We start from the raw sequence: 18,159 nt of genomic DNA, 5'->3' as shown, positions 1-18,159 counted from the left end.
GGTCAGCTGGCGCGATCGAGCGTTTCGAGCAGCGCCGACTTGCTGATGGAGCCGATATAGCGGTTGCGATCGCAGACGACGGGTACCGGCCATGGGCTGGCGGCGACCTTGCCGAGCACGTTCGACAAAGGCTCGGAAGCCGGAATGGCCTGGATCTCGGTCAGGAAAGCACCGCGATAGGGGTCGGCTGCCTTGGCCCGCATCTTCTCGATCAGCGAAGTTTGGCTGATCATGCCGTGATAGGTCTTGTCGCGGCCGAGGATGATCGCGTATTCACGATCGTAGTTCTTCATTCGCTCGAGCGCTGCGGCAGCGGACACGCCTTCGCGCTCGATGATCGTCACCTGCGACTTGCGGGCAACATCGCCGGCCTTGAAGACATGGGCGACATCGACATTGCGGAAGAACGAGCGAACATAGTCGTTGGCCGGCTGGGTGACGATTTCATCGGGCGCGCCGACCTGCACGACATTGCCGTTCTGCATGATGCAGATCCGGTCGCCGATGCGCATCGCCTCGTCGAGATCGTGGCTGACGAAAACGATGGTGCGGCTGTGTTCCGACTGCAGGCGAACCAGTTCGTCCTGCATTTCCGTGCGGATCAGCGGGTCGAGGGCCGAGAAGGCTTCGTCCATCAGCAGGATCGTCGGCTCGCTGGCCAGTGCGCGGGCAAGGCCGACGCGCTGCTTCATGCCACCGGAGAGCTGGTCCGGGCGGCTGTCGGCATAGCCATCTAGGCCAACGGCCTTCAGCGCCGCCAGTGCCTTCTGCTTGCGGCCGGCCTCGCCGACACCGGCGACTTCGAGACCGAAGGCGGCGTTGTTGAGGACCGTGCGGTTCGGCAGCAGTGCAACGGATTGGAAGACCATGCTGATGTCGCGGCGGCGAAGCGCGATCAGCTCGCTGCGCGACATGCCGGTGATGTCGCGGCCATCGATCTCGATCGATCCGGAACTCGGTTCGATCAGTCGGTTGAGAAGGCGCAGCAGCGTTGATTTGCCGGAGCCCGACAGGCCCATGATCACGAATATCTCGCCGGCACGAATATCGAAACTGGCGTCGTTGACGCCGATCGAGCAGCCCGTTGCTGCATGAATTTCAGACTTGGTCTTTCCGGCCCGCAGTAGTGCGAAGGCTTTTTTCGGATGCTCGCCGAAGACTTTGTAGATGTTCTTGAGGCTGATCTTGGTCGTTGCCGATTGTGTCGGCGCGTCTTTTCCAGTTGCAGAATTCATATAATTTGGGCGCCGAGCTCAAGAGGCTAGGCATTCTCCTTTTTTAGCCGATGCTTGTCGAGACGGCAGTATTTACTGTGAATTTCCAAGTGTCGGGTGTGTTTCCAATGTAGAAAAGCGCTATTGATTTAATCACGTATCTGGCCATCCAAGTATGGCTTTGCCATAATGGCAATCATCGATAGTAACGTCTGCGTTCGGCGCTTCATGTTCCATTCGAAACCAGCGCTTCGGCGGAGGCATTGAACGTTATGTAGGTGGATATACGCTCGATGTCCATAAAAAAATGAAATTTATTGCCAGCGGGTCATCGTGATGGCGCAAAAATAGGCTGTTTTGGGCTTCTGCGACCCTGGCGTTGTGCGCGGCTTCGGGTGAATCCGACGCTTGCGGAACTTCGGGGCTCCGAAGTCGTCGAGCTCCTGCGCACAGTGCGATAGCTCATGCTCCATGAGGGCGCGGGCCTGAGCGTCGCTTGCAGACATCCAGAAGTTGGCATCGATCGTGATCATGAAATCAGGGACCGACCCGAACACAGCGACGACGCCTTCAAGCGCAACCTAGTCCGTCAGGGCCCTGGCCAGATCTGCAGCGCGAACTGGTCGGGTACGGGCGCGACGCCGAAGGACCTCGTAGTAAGGTTTCACAACGATATAGAAGGTGAAGCTTCCTTCACCTTCTCCATTTCCCTGCGCTCGCCTTTTGCTGTCTTTCGTTATCTTGGAGCATTGATGCGATCCACCCCCAATGCCTTCAGGCTCCAGACGGAGGAGGCCCTTCGGCGGGCGACCGACACATCGATTATCAAAGTTACTCGGGGACGATCGCACAACTGCTTTGCCGCCACAGTCTACCGTGGCTCGGCTTATTGCGTCCCAGAGAGGGGCGCCGAAAACACCAATCAAGTCTTTTCGATCCTCGCCCAGCTTATTGCGCTCAGCGTTACCCCGGGGACGCTGCCGGTTACAAGTGACGTGCGCCTGATCCAGTAAGTGGTATGTTTAGGTGCGCCTTTCGCGATGCTTTGTGGCAAGTCGCAACAGTCGGAATACTCGCATAGGCCAGCGGAGCAGCGACCATATTGACTACCGACTACGGTGCCTCCGTTCAAAGACGCGCCTACCCTGACGCGGTCGATCCAAGATTGCGTTAAACCATTGCGCCAGTGGAAGCAGCTCGGGCAACTGATGCTTTCTTGCTTGATGGAGTCGCGCGGTAGCCGCACATATAATGGCACTTGCCTCGTCGTCTTGGCCGTGTTCGGCCATTTGTGGTGCGGAAAAATCCTGCGCTTTCTGGCCGCGTTGGCCGGAGGGCGATGATGCTCGACGTCGAGTTCACCGCCTGCGGCCCGCGCTCCGAGCATCACTTGAACGCAATACCAAGCGCGCTTAAAAACTCGAGCATGATGTCATTGACGGCACGCTGGCGCAAAATCCGGGCTTCTCTGATTTCCGTGTCGTCTGGCAGCACCTTCAATTTCGAACTGCGCCACGGCAACGTTGCCTTCGCGCAAGTAGCCTTCGTCTGGAGCAAAAGCGTCAGGGCACGTTCGATGACCTCCCGATCGTTGCCTTTCAGAGCCTCTTGGAATTTGGCGATTGCGCCGGCGAGCCCGCCTTCTCCGTGTTCGAGGCAGTAGACGAGATCGTGCGCATCTTTGCGCTCACGCCGGTGATCAAAGGCAAACGCCTTGAGGCATGTGAATGCCACGATATCGGCGTAGGGGGATGGATTCTGTCGAGCGGCCTTTTTCCCCCAACAGATCAGCGGTGACTTCCATCCGATCGTGGTGCCCGAACACGAGCGACGCGTGAGGGATATTCACTGCAGAAACATTTCCTTCCGTCGGCAGTTCCTGCAATGCGCCACCCCGGAGCTTCGGATCGTCTGCCAAGAACTCCAGAATGACGAGAATGCCGTGCTCGGTCATGGTCTGCCAACGCCAGTTGACCTTATTGCCCTTGTCATTTTGCGCACGCTCGAAACCCATTTTTTTGAGGTTCTGCTCGAGCGTCCGGTATGCCTCTGTGTCGGCGAGGATCGACAGATCGACGACGACATCGATATCACCGGTTCCTGCATGAGGCGGGACGTCAGGCGGCCTCTTGGTGACGATGTAGCGCGGTGCAAGCCCACCGACCAGAAAGACGGAATCACGCCAGGGGCCGAGGCCGCTGAAGAGCGTAACCAGGACGCGCTCGCAGTCGCGGGTAACATCGGCACTGTATTCAGTCAGTATCTGGGGCTTTGTCATTCGGGTACCGCGAGTTTTGTCAGCCGAAGATGGTCGGCCAGTTCCTTTGAGCGACCGCTGTCAAGCTGCAGGAGATCGAGGTAGGTTTGAAGTGGATCTGTGACCCAGACATGACCGACCCGTTGGCGAAACAGAAAGTCGTGGCGTGGATTAGAGTCTATAACTCCCAGATTCCAGCCCTCTTTGACAGCCTTTGCTCCCAGTTTTCGGAGAAGGCTTTCGCCGCCATGATCGATGCGGCAATGGAGCTGGGATATCTTCGAGAGGTGCGGTGCATGGATCTGGCCGGCCATGAGCCCGGAAATTTCGTAGCGAATTCCCCTCTCATCGCAGGTGCGGTCAATCTCATGGATTGCCTCATCGATATTGGCCATCCGCATATAGAACGAGCGGAGCGGCTTTGGCTTGAGCGAAGCGACATAGGAAGACCACTCGTCAAGCAGCGCGCGGGGACTGGAGAGTATCCTTTGCTTCGATGGACCGGCACCCTTGGAGCTCGCCCATTCGCGGCGCTCTAGTTCGATAAGAACCTGGGATGCAGTTGTCGGAGATACGGATGCCCGCTCGGCCAGTTCATGCACACCGAACCATTGGTCCTTAAATGTCCAGACGGCATGGAGGGCCTGCGCGCGACTCCCAACGAACAGATTGTTGAGCGATCGAGCCTGCTGCTTCGAGGCTGGCTTTTCGACGAGAACAAAGAGATTGTCGGCCGAAAGATAGAGACTGCCGCTACGATCGAAATAACCGATCTTCTCATCGCGCAGGAGTGCACGTGCACCTGGGGAAATGGTATCGGCCATCAATAGGGGGAGAACTCTGGAATTGCATGGCGGCATGGCGGCAATGAATTTCTTCAGCTGCCAGATTGCTTCCCTGACGTCTCTTGGAAAAGCCGATCTTTTGACTTCGACGACAAGTTTGAGGGGCGCATCAAAAAAACGCGCATCTATAAGGAAATCTGCGTGAGAGTTTCCCGTCTGCGGCTCAAACATGGGCTCGGACGTGATTTCCCCGCCTGCCTCCGTGAGGCTGGCCGTCAATTCACCCAACATATCGATAGCGATGAAATCTTCCACGATATTCCCTGCGCAGCAAATATAGCCTCTATGCCGCATATCCGCAAAAATGTCTATATGTTCTGCGCAGCAAACAAAGCGAACTGCTGTTAAAGCAAACTGCTGCTCTGGCTTGCCTCATGCCCGATTCGGAATCGTCCACGTCGCGCGAGCGCCTTGAAGGGACACGAACTCCAGAACGTCATTTAGCTACTAAAATACAGCCGCGACAGCCACATAAAATGCTCAATTTTCGCGTGGCCAGCTAATATCTAGCTTAAGCCTTATCGCTCAATAACCAGATCGGTGAGCGGTTTTGAACAGCAGGGCAGGAAAAATCCGGCGTCGATTTCGCGTTGGCGGATGCCGCCGTTGTGGTGCATGTTGATGGTGCCGCTGACGAGTTTCGATTTGCAGGTGCCGCAGAGGCCGTTCGAGCAGGATGACGGGATTTTAATGCCGGCTTTCTTTGCGCAGGACAGCACGGTCTGATCGGATGTGACGTCAATCGTACGACCCTGCTTGGCAAACTCGACCTTGAAGGGTGCGAGCACTGCCTCGGCCGTCATCGGAGGCGGAGCGTCGTCGATCACGGCGGCGTCAAAACTCTCTTCGATGTAATTTTCGGGCGGCACGCCGAGGTCGGCGGAAATCGTGCGTGACGCCGCCATGAACGGAGCCGGGCCGCAGCACCTGATCACTGATGAAGGAACACCGGACCTGCGTCAGCTGGTTACATTACAACGCGTTTCGCGAGCGCTTCCCCGACCACCAGGTTCGCTCCGACCGAATTTTCAACCTCGACCGGACACGCAGATCCTGCGCCGGCGGCAGCAGCGCCGCCGACATGGCGGCGCTGATCGTGCGGCGTCACATCAGCAAGGAAGCCGAGCGCAATGCGCTCGAGGTTCTCCACATCGAAAAAGCGCGAACCGCGCTTGCCATCCAGACCCGCAAACCGCTCTCCATCGAATGCAAGGATCCGAGAATCAGGGCCGTGCTGATCATGATGGAGCAGCATATCGAGGGACGGCTGCCGATCGAGGAACCCGCCGCATCGGTCGGGCTCTCCAGGCGGCAGCTCGAGCGCCTGTTCATGGGCGAAACCAAAAGCTCCCCCGCCCTCGTCTACCGGCGGGTGCGGATGGAACGCGCCAAGCAACTGCTCATCAAGACCAAGGCATCCTTGATCGAAGTTGCCCTTGAAGTCGGGTTCGAGAATGCATCGCATTTCTCGCGTGCATTTTCCCAGACATTCGGACAAAGCCCCACCAGAATGCGTGCTACGGTGTTGAGCTACCGTGCGCTTTGATAATTTTGGGATACGGTCCCCAGCATACGCATTTCGATCGCTGGCTTCTCCGACAAAGTGGTCCCATCTCTCTTGCGCCGTTTGACCACAGCATGACGTCGAGGCTCAACCGCCAGCCCGTGTCTATGCTGAGAGGAAAGCGTCGTGCATCAAAGCCAGTGCAGGCTGCCCGAAAAACCGCCTTCAGCGGAATGAGGGTCGGAAGGCTTTTGACGAAGCCTTCTCTCTGAACAATGAAGAGCCGCCGCCACATCACCTCGTGAGCAAGGGTGTTGCGCACTCGGGTGCATCAAATCCCTGCGTTGGCAGATGGCCAAGTGACACTTCAGTCATCAGGAAAAATATCGCCCTCGATATTCTCTAGAATGAATATTCACCACTTCCAGATTTCGTATTTCAAAATTACCAACTATCCAAGGCTGTAAATATTGTACATTACCTGTTCAAATTGGCATATTTATATTGTTAGAAAGCATTTGCATATTTTTTGATCACGACTTTGCCTATTTTTTTGATATTTACTATGATTGTATAATGTATTACATGATTGCTGCTTCCTGGATTTCACTCTTGGAATAAAAAAGGGGAACACAATGCAGAATTTCACTCGCAGACTGTTTTTGGCAGCCACAACGGGTTTGGCTGTAGCCGTTGGCGCAGGATCCGCCATGGCAGCCGAGCGGACGCTCGCCGCCATCAAGGCAGACGGCGTCATCAAGATCGGGGTCGAAGGCGTTTTTGCGCCTTTCAGCTATCGGGAGAATGGCGTGATCGTTGGCTATGACGTTGATCTCGCTGAGATGATGTTCAAGGATCTCGGCGTGAAGCCGGAGTTCGTCGATACCCAGTGGTCAGGCATCGTCCCTGCCCTGCTTTCCAGCAAGTTCGATATCATCATGAGTTCGCTGTCCTATACCAAGGAGCGGATGCAGAAGGTTAATTTCTCCATCCCTTACGCGGACTCCTCGCTTGCCATGCTGGTACGCGCCGCAGACGAAGGCACGATAAAGTCCTTCGACGACATGTCGGGAAAACCCATTGCCATCAAGGCCGGCACGCCCGAGGAAGCGTCGATGCCGAAATTCAACGAGCAGGTGGAGAAGGCCAAGGGCAACGGTTTCGGAGAGGTAAAAGTTTTCGATTCTGAGCCGATGTCCATTCTCGCCCTCAACCAGGGCACGGTCGATGGCGTGATCAGCAACATGACCAACCTTGGTCTTGTCATCAAGAACGCGCCCGGCAAATATGCGCTGGTGCAAAAAGTTGCCGGCAGCAGCCTTGCCGGGATCGGCATCCGCAAGGAGGACGGGGAACTTCGCAAGTATATTGACGAACAGCTCCTGGCTGCGACCAAGAGCGGCAAGCTGATGGAACTGCAGACGAAATGGTTCGGCGTTGCGTTCGACATGCCGACCACCGTTCCCGTAATGGAATGATTTCCCTGACCGGTGGCGCGACGCCACCGGAACCCTCCCTCGGCAGGCTCGATAATGATTGACTGGAACATAGTGTGGCTGTCTGTGCCACTTCTGGCAAAGGCTTCGGTCGTAACGATACAGATCGCGGTTCTTGCCGGGATAGCGGAAATCGTTTTCGGAATCGCGCTCGGGCTTGTGTCGTTGGCACAGTCGCGGCTGATCCGCACGCCGGTTGCAATCTATGTCGACGTTATCCGCGGCACGCCGCTGCTGATACAGATCTTCTTCGTCTACTTCGTGCTGCCTGGCTTCGGCATTGGCTTCAACGAGTTCTGGGCGGGCGTGACCGCCCTTGGGCTGAACGGAGCGGCCTTTATAGCGGAAACCGTCCGCGGCGCTGTAGGTTCGATTGAGAAAGGGCAGTCCGAGGCCGCCCGTTCGATCGGAATGCGGGAACACCAGACCTTGATCTGGATCCTGCTGCCGCAGGCACTGCGCCAGATCGTGCCGCCAACCACCAACGAAGTGATCAATCTTACCAAGAACACATCGCTTCTTTCGGCTATCTCCGTTTTTGAGTTGACCCGGTCCGGTCAATCCATCGTCTCCATGTATTTCGCGCCTCTGGAAGTCTACGGCCTACTGGCGATCTACTACTATGTCATCGTCAAGGCGCTGACTGTTCTCTCCCGAAAACTCGAAAACATCCTGCCGAAGTGGTGACGTGATGCCTTCTACAGTTCCCATGCTCAGGACCGAACAGCTCAGCAAGTCTTTCGGAGGCACTCAAGTGCTGAAGGGCATCGATATCAACGTGCCCCAAAAGTCGACCGTGGTGCTGCTCGGCGCGTCCGGCTCCGGAAAGACCACCCTGCTTCGCTGCCTCAATCTCCTGGAAATGCCGACATCGGGCGTCGTCTATCTCGAAGGCGTCAGCCTTGGCGGCAGCTTCATTGGTGATGGTGGAAAATGGGTGCGGGATTCCGAAGCCAGGATTGCCGGACAGAGATCGGACATCGGCTTCGTGTTCCAACGGTTCAACCTTTTCCCCCACTTGACCGCTCTCGACAATGTCGCGATTGGGCCACACCGGGTTCGGGGTAAGAGTAGAACTGAGGCACGAGAGATAGCCACCGCCGCTCTCGAGCAGGTCCACCTCGGCAGCCACATGAATAAACGTCCCTCGCAACTGTCCGGTGGCCAGCAGCAGCGTGTGGCCATCGCCCGGTCCCTGGCCATGGGGCCGAAGGTCATTCTTTTCGATGAACCGACTTCGGCGCTTGACCCTGAGTTGGTGAATGAGGTGCTGGACGTCATGCTCGATCTCGCCCGCACCGGCATGACGATGGTCGTGGTAACCCACGAACTGAAGTTTGCGGCAGATGTGGGGTCCGAAGTCATCTTCATGGCAAACGGCCTGGTGTGCGAGTCGGGAACGCCTGAAGAGCTCTTCCGCCATCCCCAGCAGCCGGAAACCAAGCAGTTTCTCAGGTTTTTCAACCATGTCTGACGATGCGAGCCTAACAATGTCACACGCGACGATCACCCAGAGATTGGCTGATATGAGCATCGTGCTCGGAGGCTACAGAGAGCCTGCGAGCCTCTACAAGCCGGCCATCCGCGTGGGAAATCTCCTGTATTTCTCCGGACAGCTGTCGGCCATGGAATATGACGGGGTCGTTGCCGGCATCACCGGACAGCTCGGCAGCGAGATTGGAGTTGATGCAGGCTATGAGGCGGCGCGGCAATGCGCCATTGGTCTTCTCAATCGTGCTCAGACAATGCTCGGCGACCTTTCCCGGATCAGGCAAATCGTCAGGCTTACCGGCTACATCAATTCCGGCCCTGGCTTCACCGACCAGCATCTCGTGCTGAACGGCTGCTCCGATGTTCTGATAGCCGCCCTTGGCGAGGCCGGCACGCACACGCGCCTTGCGATCGGTGTCGTAGGCTTGTCCTTCAACACCTCCGTCGAGGTGGATTGCATTGTGGAGGTGAATTAATGGACTCGATCACATTGACCGCCGCGACGCTCGCCGGCAACGAGCGCGGCCGTGCGACGGATATCTTCATTGAGGCCGACCGGATCGCGGACCTTCAGCCCACCGGTGCCAGGCCTCCCCAAGGAACTGTCATCGATGCAAGCCGGCTCCTGGTCACTCCGGGGTTCATCGACGGACATCATCATTCCCACGAGAATTATCTGAAGGGACGGTTCGAGGGGCAACCACTGGAACTTGTCATGAACTTCGTCCGACCGCTGAAACCGGTGCCGCTGACGGCCCGGCAGGTTTATGTCAGAACGCTTATCAGTGCGATCCAGGCGATCCGCAGCGGCGCCACCACGCTGGTAGACGACATGAACGTCAGTCCGATGCTCGATCGCAGCCATGTCGATGCAGCCTTCCAGGCTTACGAGGATTGCGGCATCCGCGCCCTCCTGGGGTTCACCCTGTTTGACCGGCCGTTCTTTCGGGCCATGCCGTTTGTCGAAGAAGAGTTCCCGGCAGAACTGCTGGCGCAACTCGACGCCGTGCGTCCGACCCCTGCCGGCGATATCCTCGCGCTGGCGCGGGAGATGGCACGTTCCCGTCATCCTTCCGAACATCGCGTCGGATATATCGTTGCTCCATCGGCTCCCCAGCGGTGCACCGATGATTTTCTCAAGGCGACCCGCAGCCTCGCCGACGAATTCGACCTTCCTGTGATGACCCATGTGCAGGAAACGCGCCTTCAAGCCGTCACGGGCCAGATCATGTATGGGTCGAGCATGTTTGCCCATCTCGATCGGCTGGGCTTTCTCAAGGAAAAAACGGCGCTAATACACGCGGTTTGGCTGACGCCGGCGGATATCTCCATCATCGCCGCATCAGGCGCTTCCGTGCAGCATAATCCCACCGTCAACATGAAACTCGGCTCCGGCCTGATGCCAATGCGGGAGATGCTGGATGCCGGCATCAATGTCAGCCTCGGCACGGACGGGTGCGGCCTCGTCGAAACGGCCGACATGCTGCGCGCCGTTTCCAATACCGCCTATGTCCAGAAGCTGCGTGGCAACGATCCGGACCGATGGATCACCGCCCCGGAGGCATTTCATGCAGCGACCAAGGGCGGGGCACGGGCACTGGGCCTTGAGAAGCAGATCGGCGAGATCAAGGTGGGCATGAAAGCCGACCTGTCCGGCTATAGTCTCGACCAGATCGCCTTCGTTCCCCTAAACGACCCCATCCGCCAACTGGTCTATGCCGAGACAGGCTCCGGTCTTCGTCTCTCCATCGTCGATGGCACGGTCATTTTCCGCGACGGAAAGCTGACGCTGATCGACGAGGCGGCGATTCTGCGGGAAGCACAGGAAATCCATGCCGAGCTTGAACCGATCATTACCGCCGTCGAGGAAAGCGTCGCACCTTTGCTCGCACCCTACAGACGCATCCATGCCCGGTGCCTCTGTCATCCGATTGCCTCCGACACTTATCCTGCCAGGTTCGAATGCGCGCTATAAAAAAATCATCAGGAGGAACCAACATGCCAAGTCACGGTGCTGACCGTTTTACAAGAGGAACCTCCTTGGACGAGCGGGTGCGGCTGGGAATGCTGACCCCATCCTCCAACACGGTGCTTGAACCGGTCACGGTGGCCATGACGGCCAATATCCGATCGGTCAGCAGTCACTTCCAGAGATTTCGGGTGACGCGCATCTCGCTCGAACCACACGATCTCGTGCAGTTTCAGACATCTCATATCGTTCAGGCAGCCGAATTGCTGTCCGACGCGAAGGTCGATGTGATCGGCTGGAGCGGGACTTCGGGGAGTTGGCTGGGACAGGCCAATGATGAGGCACTTTGTGCTGAGATTTTCCAGCGCACCGGCATTCCCGCGACAACATCGGTATTGGCTATCAACGAAATACTATCGATCACGAATTGCCGGAAGGTAGCGCTTGTCTCGCCCTACCAACCCGAAATCCAGCGAAAGATCATCGAGAACTACGCCGGTCTGGGCATTGATTGCTCGATCGAGCGGCACCTCGACGACCCCGGAAACTACAGTTTTGCGCAGTGGAGCGAAGACCAGATTGCCGATCTCATCCGCGACGTCGCCAAGGAGAAACCCGACGCGATCATGGTGATGTGCACGAATTTTAGGGCCGCTACCATAATCGATCGCATGGAGCAGGAAATCGGGATACCCATTTATGACAGCATCGCCGCCGTCGTATGGAAATCCCTCTTCCTGGCCGGAATCGATCCGGGTTTGGTAAAAGGCTGGGGCAGCCTGTTCCAGAACGTCCAACCCATCGCCATGCGCGAAGGAAACTAGCCGATGACACCGATATTGCTGAAGCCGGAATACCTGCTGCGCGGCCACGATGTTCCTCTGGAACAGGGCCATGGGCTGGTTGTGGACGGAAAGCTGATTGCCGACAGCGGCCCTGTCGCTGCACTTGAAGCAGCCTACCCGCATGCCGAGGTCATCGATCTGCCGGACGCGATCCTGATGCCTGGGTTGGTCAACGCGCATCAGCATGGCCGGGGCGTCAGCCAAATCCAGCTTGGCTATCCCGACCAGCGTCTGGAACATTGGATGGCGCAGAGACGCAGTCGCGGCTCGCCGGATCTTGGGGCCATAGGAACCCTGGCATCAGCGGAGATGTTGAAGAACGGCGTCACCTGTGCCGTGCATGCCGATCTGGCCTATGGGACAGGGAATTACGAAGCCGAGTTGCGGGGCAGCATTGCCGGGTATGGCGCGGCCGGGTTACGAGCCTGCATCGCCATTGGTGTCTGCGACCAGGGCAACATTGTTTTTCCGCAGGAAGCGGAAGCCGAGTTTCTTGCCGGATTGCCAGACGATCTGGCGAACCGCCTGCGAGAACGCAACGATACGCCTTATGAAAAAGACTTTACCGCAACGTCGGCTCTCCTGGATCGGCTGCTCGCAGACTTCGGACAGAACGACCTGGTCTCGTTCTGCTATGGTCCGTCGGGGCCTCAATGGGTTACCGATCCGCTGTTTGCCGCCACTGCCGCGGACGCACGCCGCCGCGATATCGGTCTCCACATCCATGCGCTGGAAACCACTGGGCAATACGCGGCCTGCCGTTACCTCTATCCCGAAGGGACCATGCGTCATCTGGCAGCACTTGGCGCAATCGGGTCCAAGACCGTCATCGCGCATGGCGTGTTCCTCACCCCTGACGATATCGAAATCCTTGCGCAAGGCAACGCAATGGTCGCGACCAATCCCGGCTCCAATCTCAGGCTCTGCGACGCCACCGCTCCGGTGCCGGCCCTGATCGCAAGCGGAGTCCGCGTGGGCGTGGGCAGTGACAATTCCAGCGTCATGGATGACGAAGACCTCTTTTCCGAAGCTCGGGTAGCCTCCATGCTGACGGGGCGGCGCAACTGGACATCGCCGCCAAAGCCCACGGCCAGACAGGTCATCGAGATGCTGACGACATCAGGGGCCGCCATCGCGGGATTTGATGGACGTATCGGCAGGTTGGAAAACGGCTGGTTTGCCGATCTCACTGCCTTCTCGCTCGCCCACACCAGGGGCGTCTATCTCGACGAGGACATGCCGATCATCGAGGCGCTCGTCGCGCGGGGCCGAGGTGCCGACGCACGTCTGACGATGGTGGCCGGCAAAATCCTCTACCGCGATGGCGTGCTCACCGCGCTCGATGCGGGCGAGGTGGCGCGCCGGGCAGCAGCCGCAGCAAAGGCGGCAAGACTGCCCGAACGCCCTGAGGACGTCCAGTTCACCGAAAGGCTGAAGCCTTACCTGACTGCATTTTACAGCCGCCTGACGGCCGACACCCGCGTTCCCGATATCTTGTCCTGAATGCTATGAACGTCCCAACATGTTTTGAGGGTAGTGCATGCCAATAGACCCGCAAGAGAAATCCAGGACATGGAATTCTCAGCCTACAAAGCGCCTGACCTTGCATGAGGATCTCGTCGCGCGTCTGACGGAGATGATCCAAGAAGGGGAACTTCCGCCCGGCAGCCGCATGCCGGAGATCCAGCTTTGCGAGCACTTCGGCGTGTCGCGAACCCCGCTGCGCGAGGCGCTCAAGGTATTGGCGGCGGATGGATGGCTGGTTTGGAAGGCTAATCACGGTGCGCGGGTTTCGGAAGTCGACGTCGGCGAAGTGGCCGAGGTCTTTGAACTACTCGGCGGCATCGAACGATTGATAGGCCAACTTATGATCGAACGGATGGTACCGAGCGAGCATCTGGAAATGCAGGCAATGCATCTGGAACTGGCGCGCCGCCATGCGGCCGAGGATAGGGTCGGTTATTTCAGGATCAACCAGGAGATCCATCGGCGGATGTCGGCGCTCACCCGCAACAGATCGCTGCAGGATACCTATGAGGCACTGTCCAAGAAGGTCTACCGGGCAAGAACCATGGCCAATTACGGTCATGAGCGATGGGACCAGTCGCTGATCGAACACACTGACTTCATGGACGCCTTGCGTCGCCATGACCAGGCGGAATTGATGGAGCGGCTTGAAGCACACAACAAGGCCACCTGCGAAGCCGTGATTTCCGCGCTGAGCGACCTGCGGGCCGCGCAGGCGGGCCAAAAGCGTTTGCGACCATCGGCAAAATCCTGACTGAAAGAGAGCACGAAATGATTGAGATACAAGCAGCAGACCTCACCTTCAGAGCACGTCTGGAGACCGAAGCGGCGCCAAAGACATGCGCTCGGTTCCTGGAACTGCTGCCATACGCAGAGCGCATCATTCATGTACGCTGGAGCGGAGAGGGATGTTGGATTCCTCTAGGTGATACCGATCTTGGCCTGGGATTTGAAAACGCCACGAGCTACCCGGCGCCCGGACAGTTCATCCTTTATCCCGGCGGCTTCAGCGAAACCGAAATCCTGCTTGCCTATGGCGGCGTCAACTTTGCCAGCAAGATGGGCCAGCTTGCCGGCAACCATTTCCTGACCATCACGGAAGGGCTCGACCAGCTCCCCGCATTGGGAAGGAAAGTGCTTTGGGAGGGCGCGCAGGACATCAGGTTCAGCAAAATCTAAAGCAATTCCAGCATAACTGCGGAGCGATTTTGCGTGCGGAATTGCGAAAAAAAATCCAATGCGCCCTCTCATGCGATCGCCGCGCGCCGCTCCGCCATCACCGCCCGATAGTTCGAAAACAATTAATCGCGCCGCCGGGAAAGACCCGGAGGTCGATGGCTTAGGCATAAGCATCAGAACCCACCAGGGCAGCCATAGGCACCCGCAGGAAGTCGATCGGCATGGACGACGGAGGCGTCAAGGCGCTTCAGCGCCTGGGCCGAAAACAGATCGCCCCGCAGCGGTGTAGCGGAGCGATCTAAGCGCTTAGATCTCTACCTATCGAGCCCCAAATATTCGCTTCCAAAATTGTCCGTTGGTCAGATTGATGCCGGCTTGGATGAAAGCGAAAGCAATCGCGATCATTAAGCTGGAGACCGCAGCAATAGTCGGATCCTGCCGGGATTCGAGATAATGATAGAGCGCAACAGGCAAGGTCTTCACTGCGGGCTGGACCAGAAAAAGCGTAGTTTCGACTTCATCGAAAGATGTGATGAAGCAGAAGAACGAAGCTGAAAGCAGCGCGATGCGCATTTGTGGCAACGTCACCAGAAAGAACGTACGGATCGGGCCGGCACCGAGGTCGCGCGCGGCCTCTTCAAGTGTTGGATCTACCTCTTCCAGGGCCGCGAGAAATATCACCCCGACGAAAGGGACGACCAGGATTACGTGTGCTAGTGCAATGCCCGGAAGCGTGCCGAATACTGGGACCTCGTTGTCACGAACAGGATGAAAAGTCCGAAACCCAGCACGACCCTCGGCACGACAAGCGGAGCAAAGAGGATTGCCCGCAAAAGTTCGCACCCATGGAAACGGAAGCGCGAGATCGCGTAGGCAGTAGGTATTCCGATCAGGATAATTGTCAGGGTCGCAAAGATCGCAACAGTCAGCGACCTCCAGAGCCCGGTGATGAACCCTGCAGTGGATAGCGCCTTTTGGAACCACGACAGCGTCAAGCCTGGTGGCGGCCATGCGTTATAGGCACTGATATTGAATGCATTGATGACCACCACCAGAATGGGGGCGGCCATGAAGACGGCAACCACATCGTGTTTCTCGAAAGCGGTGAAATCATCGAGGAGGGGCTTTCGAACGATTTCCTCGACCACCCAAAGACCGAACGTGCTCAACGTTTCCTATCTGAGATCGCTTGAAGCCAAACTGGCGGACACAGGTCTCCTATCGGTAGAATTCGGAGCCTTCGATCCCGGAACAACATAAGAAGAGGGACGCCGGCGAACCCGGCGTCCCTTTCTTTTCTCGCGCTCCAGGCTCTTACTGAAAAATGACCTGGATCGTCGTGTATTCCGCCAGGCCATCTTCAGCAAATTCTACGCCCAGACCGGAGCCCTTCACGCCACCGAACGGCACGTTCGGCTGGATAGCCCCATGCTTGTTGATCCATACGGATCCACATTCCAGCTGGCTTGCCACTTTCTTTGCTTTTGCAATGTCTCTGCCCCAGACGGAACCACCAAGACCGTTGGGGTTGTCATTCGCGCGCCTGATGACTTCGTCGAGATCAGAATACTTGATGATCGGGAGAGCCGGCCCAAACTGTTCCTCGTCCACCAGACGATCACCGTTATTAAGGTCCGCGACCAGCGTCACGGGATAGAAATTCCCAGGAGCGTTGTCGTCAGAATTCCCTCCAATGAGAATGCGCCCGCCACGCCCCTTCGCGTCGTTCACCAGGTCTTTGACCTTCTGGTACTGCATGCGGTTCTGGACCGGACCCAGGACACTATCTTCCGAAAGTCCATCACCGACTTTGACTGTCGCTGCAAAGCTTGTCAGCTCGCGGCAAACGTCCTCGTAGATGTCCTCGTGAACATAAAGTCTCTTCAATGCCGCACAGGTTTGCCCGCCATTGATGAAAGCGCCCCAGAATAGTCCCTCGGCAATCTGGCGGGAATCGCAATCGGGCAGGACAATGCCGGCATCATTACCACCGAGTTCAAGAGTCAGGCGTTTCAATGTCGCCGCAGCGCCTGCCATTATTTTTTTGCCGGTCTCGGTCGAGCCCGTGAAAACGATCTTGGCAATACCAGGGTGGGAGGACATCGCGGCCCCGATGTCGTTTTCACCCGTCACGCAATTCAACACACCTGCGGGTAGAACTGTGTTGAGCAGTTCGATCATCCGGATGGTGGACAGCGGGGTGAGCGGGGAGGGCTTGATCACAACGGTGTTCCCGGTTCGTATGGCCGGTACAATGTGCCAGATCGCAATCATCAACGGCCAGTTCCAGGGCGTAATTGATCCTACAACGCCCACCGGTTTGCGGTGCAGTTCCACCCGGCCCTGATTGTCATCCTGCAAAACCTTGACCGGCAGCTCCAGACCGGCAGTGTATCGCGCCCAAGCTTCGGCCCCTCCGAGCTCATACCGGGAGCCCATTCCATTCAAGGGTTTTCCCTGTTCCAGGGTGAGAAGCTGGGCCAGCTCCTCCGCATGATCGCGCAAGGTGTCAGCGATTGCGACACAGGCCTTCTGGCGCGTCGTGTCGTCAGCTTTGCTCCACTTTTCGTAAGCTGTTTGCGCCGCGGAAACCGCCTGGTCCAACTGGGCCACGGTTGCCTTTGGCGCTGCCCCCACGACTTGACCATCTGAGGGATTTAGCACGTCGAATGTTCCTTCGGTTGCGATCGACTGGCCGTCGATGACAAGCCTGTATTGGTGGTCCACCATGGGAAAACTCCTCCTATTTCCGTCGCTGAATTACTAAACATGTTAAGTAAATCAGCGAAGGAAAGCAAGGGCGCAAACTCGACTAGCGCGTCGTCGCCTTATCCGTGACCTCGTTAAGCAGTGAAATCAGGGCTTCGATCTTGTCGTGGCCAATCCGAAGCTCGAGCTCTTCATAAATTTTAAGACTTTCGGGCCGCACTTCTTCGAGGAGCTTAGCGCCTGCGTCATCAATCCGGACAAGCAGACGTCGGCCATCCGCAGTATCCTTCGTCGTCCTGATGAGCTTACGGTCCTCAAGCGCCTTGATCATCCTTGTCAGGCTGGGGGCAAGGAGCGCGGCACCTTGCGCCAATTCGGTGGCATCGATTTGCCCCCGTTCACTTAATAGCCGCAGCACACGCCATTGCTGCTCAGTCACATTGTGCTGCGCAAGCATCGGTCGAAAATGACCCATCACTGCTTCTCGCGCCTTCAATAGTGCGATTGGGAGTGCCTGGCGGGTGCTACGCAGAAGGCGAGGGTGATTTTTATCCTGATCCATATGAGGTGTCTAAGTGAGAATTTACCGGCCCGTCAATAATCGATCAGGCCGAGATCACCCGACGTGGGTTGACAAAGGCTCAATGATTGTTAACGTGTTAAGTATCGGAGGAGCGATAAATGCCACATTTCGTTATTGAAGGGTCCGCGAACCTGAAACCGCGCGTCGATTTCAAATCGCTGTGTGAGGTCATTCATAAAGCGATCCTCGACAGTGGGCTGTTCGAACGTGGCGCGGTTCGTGTCCGAGTTTTGCTTAGCGATGACTACGCGATCGCTGACCTCGACGAGCGCAATTCTTTCATCGACATGAGCTTTCGCATTGGCGCGGGCAGATCTTCAGAAGAAAAGAAGCGTGTTGGCAACGCGATCATGGCAGTCGTCAAGGCCGAGCTGCTGGACCTTTTCAGCGAGCCACATTTTGCCCTCTCCCTTGAGGTGCGCGAGATCGATCCAGCCCTCAGCTGGAAAGACAATGCGATGCATGCGCGCCTTCGGGCGGGGACCTAGAAAACACCATTGAACATTGGCTGAGCGAATGCTGCTGCATTCGAGATGGAGA

20 protein-coding genes and 2 pseudogenes are annotated in these 18,159 nt (G+C 57.3%); 11 read left to right on the top strand and 11 right to left on the bottom strand.

The window, feature by feature from the left end; all coding sequences use genetic code 11:
• Positions 1-2: 2 nt before the first annotated feature.
• From proV to BS630_RS23710, 7 genes and pseudogenes are all read right to left on the bottom strand, one after another.
• Positions 3-1,235, bottom strand: a complete 1,233-nt coding sequence (gene proV, locus BS630_RS23740) for a glycine betaine/L-proline ABC transporter ATP-binding protein ProV (RefSeq protein WP_011654139.1) — start codon at positions 1,233-1,235, stop codon at positions 3-5.
• A gap of 293 nt (positions 1,236-1,528) precedes the next feature.
• Positions 1,529-1,747 carry a putative metallopeptidase gene (locus tag BS630_RS37090; protein WP_131604168.1) on the bottom strand — a complete coding sequence of 73 codons (219 nt, stop codon included), beginning with the start codon at positions 1,745-1,747 and terminating at the stop codon, positions 1,529-1,531.
• Between the two features lie 573 nt (positions 1,748-2,320).
• Positions 2,321-2,503, bottom strand: coding sequence for an aminoglycoside phosphotransferase family protein (locus BS630_RS38710; RefSeq protein ID WP_077979373.1), 183 nt, complete (start codon positions 2,501-2,503; stop codon positions 2,321-2,323).
• A gap of 97 nt (positions 2,504-2,600) precedes the next feature.
• The gene (locus BS630_RS38120) at positions 2,601-2,948 is read right to left on the bottom strand and encodes a hypothetical protein (protein ID WP_245276903.1); all 348 of its coding nucleotides are present in this window, start codon (positions 2,946-2,948) and stop codon (positions 2,601-2,603) included.
• The gene (locus BS630_RS38115) at positions 2,914-3,492 is read right to left on the bottom strand and encodes a nucleotidyltransferase family protein (protein ID WP_011654137.1); all 579 of its coding nucleotides are present in this window, start codon (positions 3,490-3,492) and stop codon (positions 2,914-2,916) included. The genes BS630_RS38120 and BS630_RS38115 overlap by 35 nt, the downstream gene beginning before the upstream one ends.
• Entirely contained in the window at positions 3,489-4,571 is a 1,083-nt protein-coding gene (locus BS630_RS23715; protein WP_077979372.1) for a hypothetical protein, read from the bottom strand. The genes BS630_RS38115 and BS630_RS23715 overlap by 4 nt, the downstream gene beginning before the upstream one ends.
• Positions 4,572-4,834: 263 nt before the next feature.
• Positions 4,835-5,248 (bottom strand): annotated as a pseudogene (locus BS630_RS23710) (2Fe-2S iron-sulfur cluster-binding protein); the annotation flags it as partial.
• Between the two features lie 2 nt (positions 5,249-5,250).
• Between BS630_RS23710 and BS630_RS23705 the strand changes: the two are divergent.
• The 10 genes and pseudogenes from BS630_RS23705 to BS630_RS23660 form a co-directional block, all read left to right on the top strand.
• Positions 5,251-5,862: pseudogene (locus tag BS630_RS23705) on the top strand (GlxA family transcriptional regulator); the annotation flags it as partial.
• Positions 5,863-6,530: 668 nt separating this feature from the next.
• Positions 6,531-7,298 (top strand): transporter substrate-binding domain-containing protein, encoded by a 768-nt coding sequence (locus tag BS630_RS23700; protein WP_028743858.1) that lies wholly within the window; start codon positions 6,531-6,533, stop codon positions 7,296-7,298.
• A gap of 54 nt (positions 7,299-7,352) precedes the next feature.
• Positions 7,353-8,003 carry an amino acid ABC transporter permease gene (locus tag BS630_RS23695; protein ID WP_011654132.1) on the top strand — a complete coding sequence of 217 codons (651 nt, stop codon included), beginning with the start codon at positions 7,353-7,355 and terminating at the stop codon, positions 8,001-8,003.
• 22 nt (positions 8,004-8,025) lie between these two features.
• Positions 8,026-8,790 carry an amino acid ABC transporter ATP-binding protein gene (locus tag BS630_RS23690; RefSeq protein WP_028743859.1) on the top strand — a complete coding sequence of 255 codons (765 nt, stop codon included), beginning with the start codon at positions 8,026-8,028 and terminating at the stop codon, positions 8,788-8,790.
• 16 nt (positions 8,791-8,806) lie between these two features.
• Positions 8,807-9,283, top strand: a complete 477-nt coding sequence (locus BS630_RS23685) for a RidA family protein (RefSeq protein ID WP_077979368.1) — start codon at positions 8,807-8,809, stop codon at positions 9,281-9,283.
• The gene (locus tag BS630_RS23680) at positions 9,283-10,782 is read left to right on the top strand and encodes an amidohydrolase family protein (protein ID WP_077979367.1); all 1,500 of its coding nucleotides are present in this window, start codon (positions 9,283-9,285) and stop codon (positions 10,780-10,782) included. The genes BS630_RS23685 and BS630_RS23680 overlap by 1 nt, the downstream gene beginning before the upstream one ends.
• Before the next feature lie 65 nt (positions 10,783-10,847).
• Positions 10,848-11,600 (top strand): maleate cis-trans isomerase family protein, encoded by a 753-nt coding sequence (locus BS630_RS23675; RefSeq protein ID WP_077979366.1) that lies wholly within the window; start codon positions 10,848-10,850, stop codon positions 11,598-11,600.
• 3 nt (positions 11,601-11,603) lie between these two features.
• Positions 11,604-13,124: an amidohydrolase family protein gene (locus tag BS630_RS23670; protein WP_077979365.1), complete on the top strand. Its 1,521-nt coding sequence runs from the start codon at positions 11,604-11,606 to the stop codon at positions 13,122-13,124.
• A gap of 37 nt (positions 13,125-13,161) precedes the next feature.
• Complete coding sequence (locus BS630_RS23665; protein ID WP_077979364.1) at positions 13,162-13,902, top strand: GntR family transcriptional regulator; 741 nt, start codon at positions 13,162-13,164, stop codon at positions 13,900-13,902.
• Positions 13,903-13,919: 17 nt separating this feature from the next.
• Entirely contained in the window at positions 13,920-14,327 is a 408-nt protein-coding gene (locus BS630_RS23660) for a DUF3830 family protein (RefSeq protein WP_077979363.1), read from the top strand.
• A 318-nt stretch (positions 14,328-14,645) separates the two neighbouring features.
• Here BS630_RS23660 and BS630_RS38110 read toward each other — a convergent pair whose 3' ends face one another.
• From BS630_RS38110 to hpaR, 4 genes are all read right to left on the bottom strand, one after another.
• Positions 14,646-15,008, bottom strand: coding sequence for an ABC transporter permease (locus tag BS630_RS38110; protein WP_245310476.1), 363 nt, complete (start codon positions 15,006-15,008; stop codon positions 14,646-14,648).
• Between the two features lie 32 nt (positions 15,009-15,040).
• Positions 15,041-15,496, bottom strand: coding sequence for an ABC transporter permease (locus BS630_RS38105; protein ID WP_245310474.1), 456 nt, complete (start codon positions 15,494-15,496; stop codon positions 15,041-15,043).
• A 145-nt stretch (positions 15,497-15,641) separates the two neighbouring features.
• The gene (locus BS630_RS23650; protein WP_077979361.1) at positions 15,642-17,057 is read right to left on the bottom strand and encodes an aldehyde dehydrogenase family protein; all 1,416 of its coding nucleotides are present in this window, start codon (positions 17,055-17,057) and stop codon (positions 15,642-15,644) included.
• Between the two features lie 82 nt (positions 17,058-17,139).
• On the bottom strand, positions 17,140-17,598 hold the full coding sequence (gene hpaR / locus BS630_RS23645; RefSeq protein WP_077979360.1) for a homoprotocatechuate degradation operon regulator HpaR: 459 nt from the start codon (positions 17,596-17,598) through the stop codon (positions 17,140-17,142).
• Between the two features lie 119 nt (positions 17,599-17,717).
• On the opposite strand from hpaR, the gene BS630_RS23640 reads away from it, so the two are divergent.
• Positions 17,718-18,107, top strand: a complete 390-nt coding sequence (locus BS630_RS23640; RefSeq protein ID WP_077979359.1) for a 5-carboxymethyl-2-hydroxymuconate Delta-isomerase — start codon at positions 17,718-17,720, stop codon at positions 18,105-18,107.
• The last annotated feature ends 52 nt before the right edge of the window (positions 18,108-18,159 follow it).

Origin of the sequence: Rhizobium laguerreae (assembly GCF_002008165.1) — a bacterium.
GTDB lineage: Bacteria > Pseudomonadota > Alphaproteobacteria > Rhizobiales > Rhizobiaceae > Rhizobium > Rhizobium laguerreae.
Note: the sequence above shows the minus strand (reverse complement) of the source record. Positions and strands in the feature narration are given on the sequence as shown.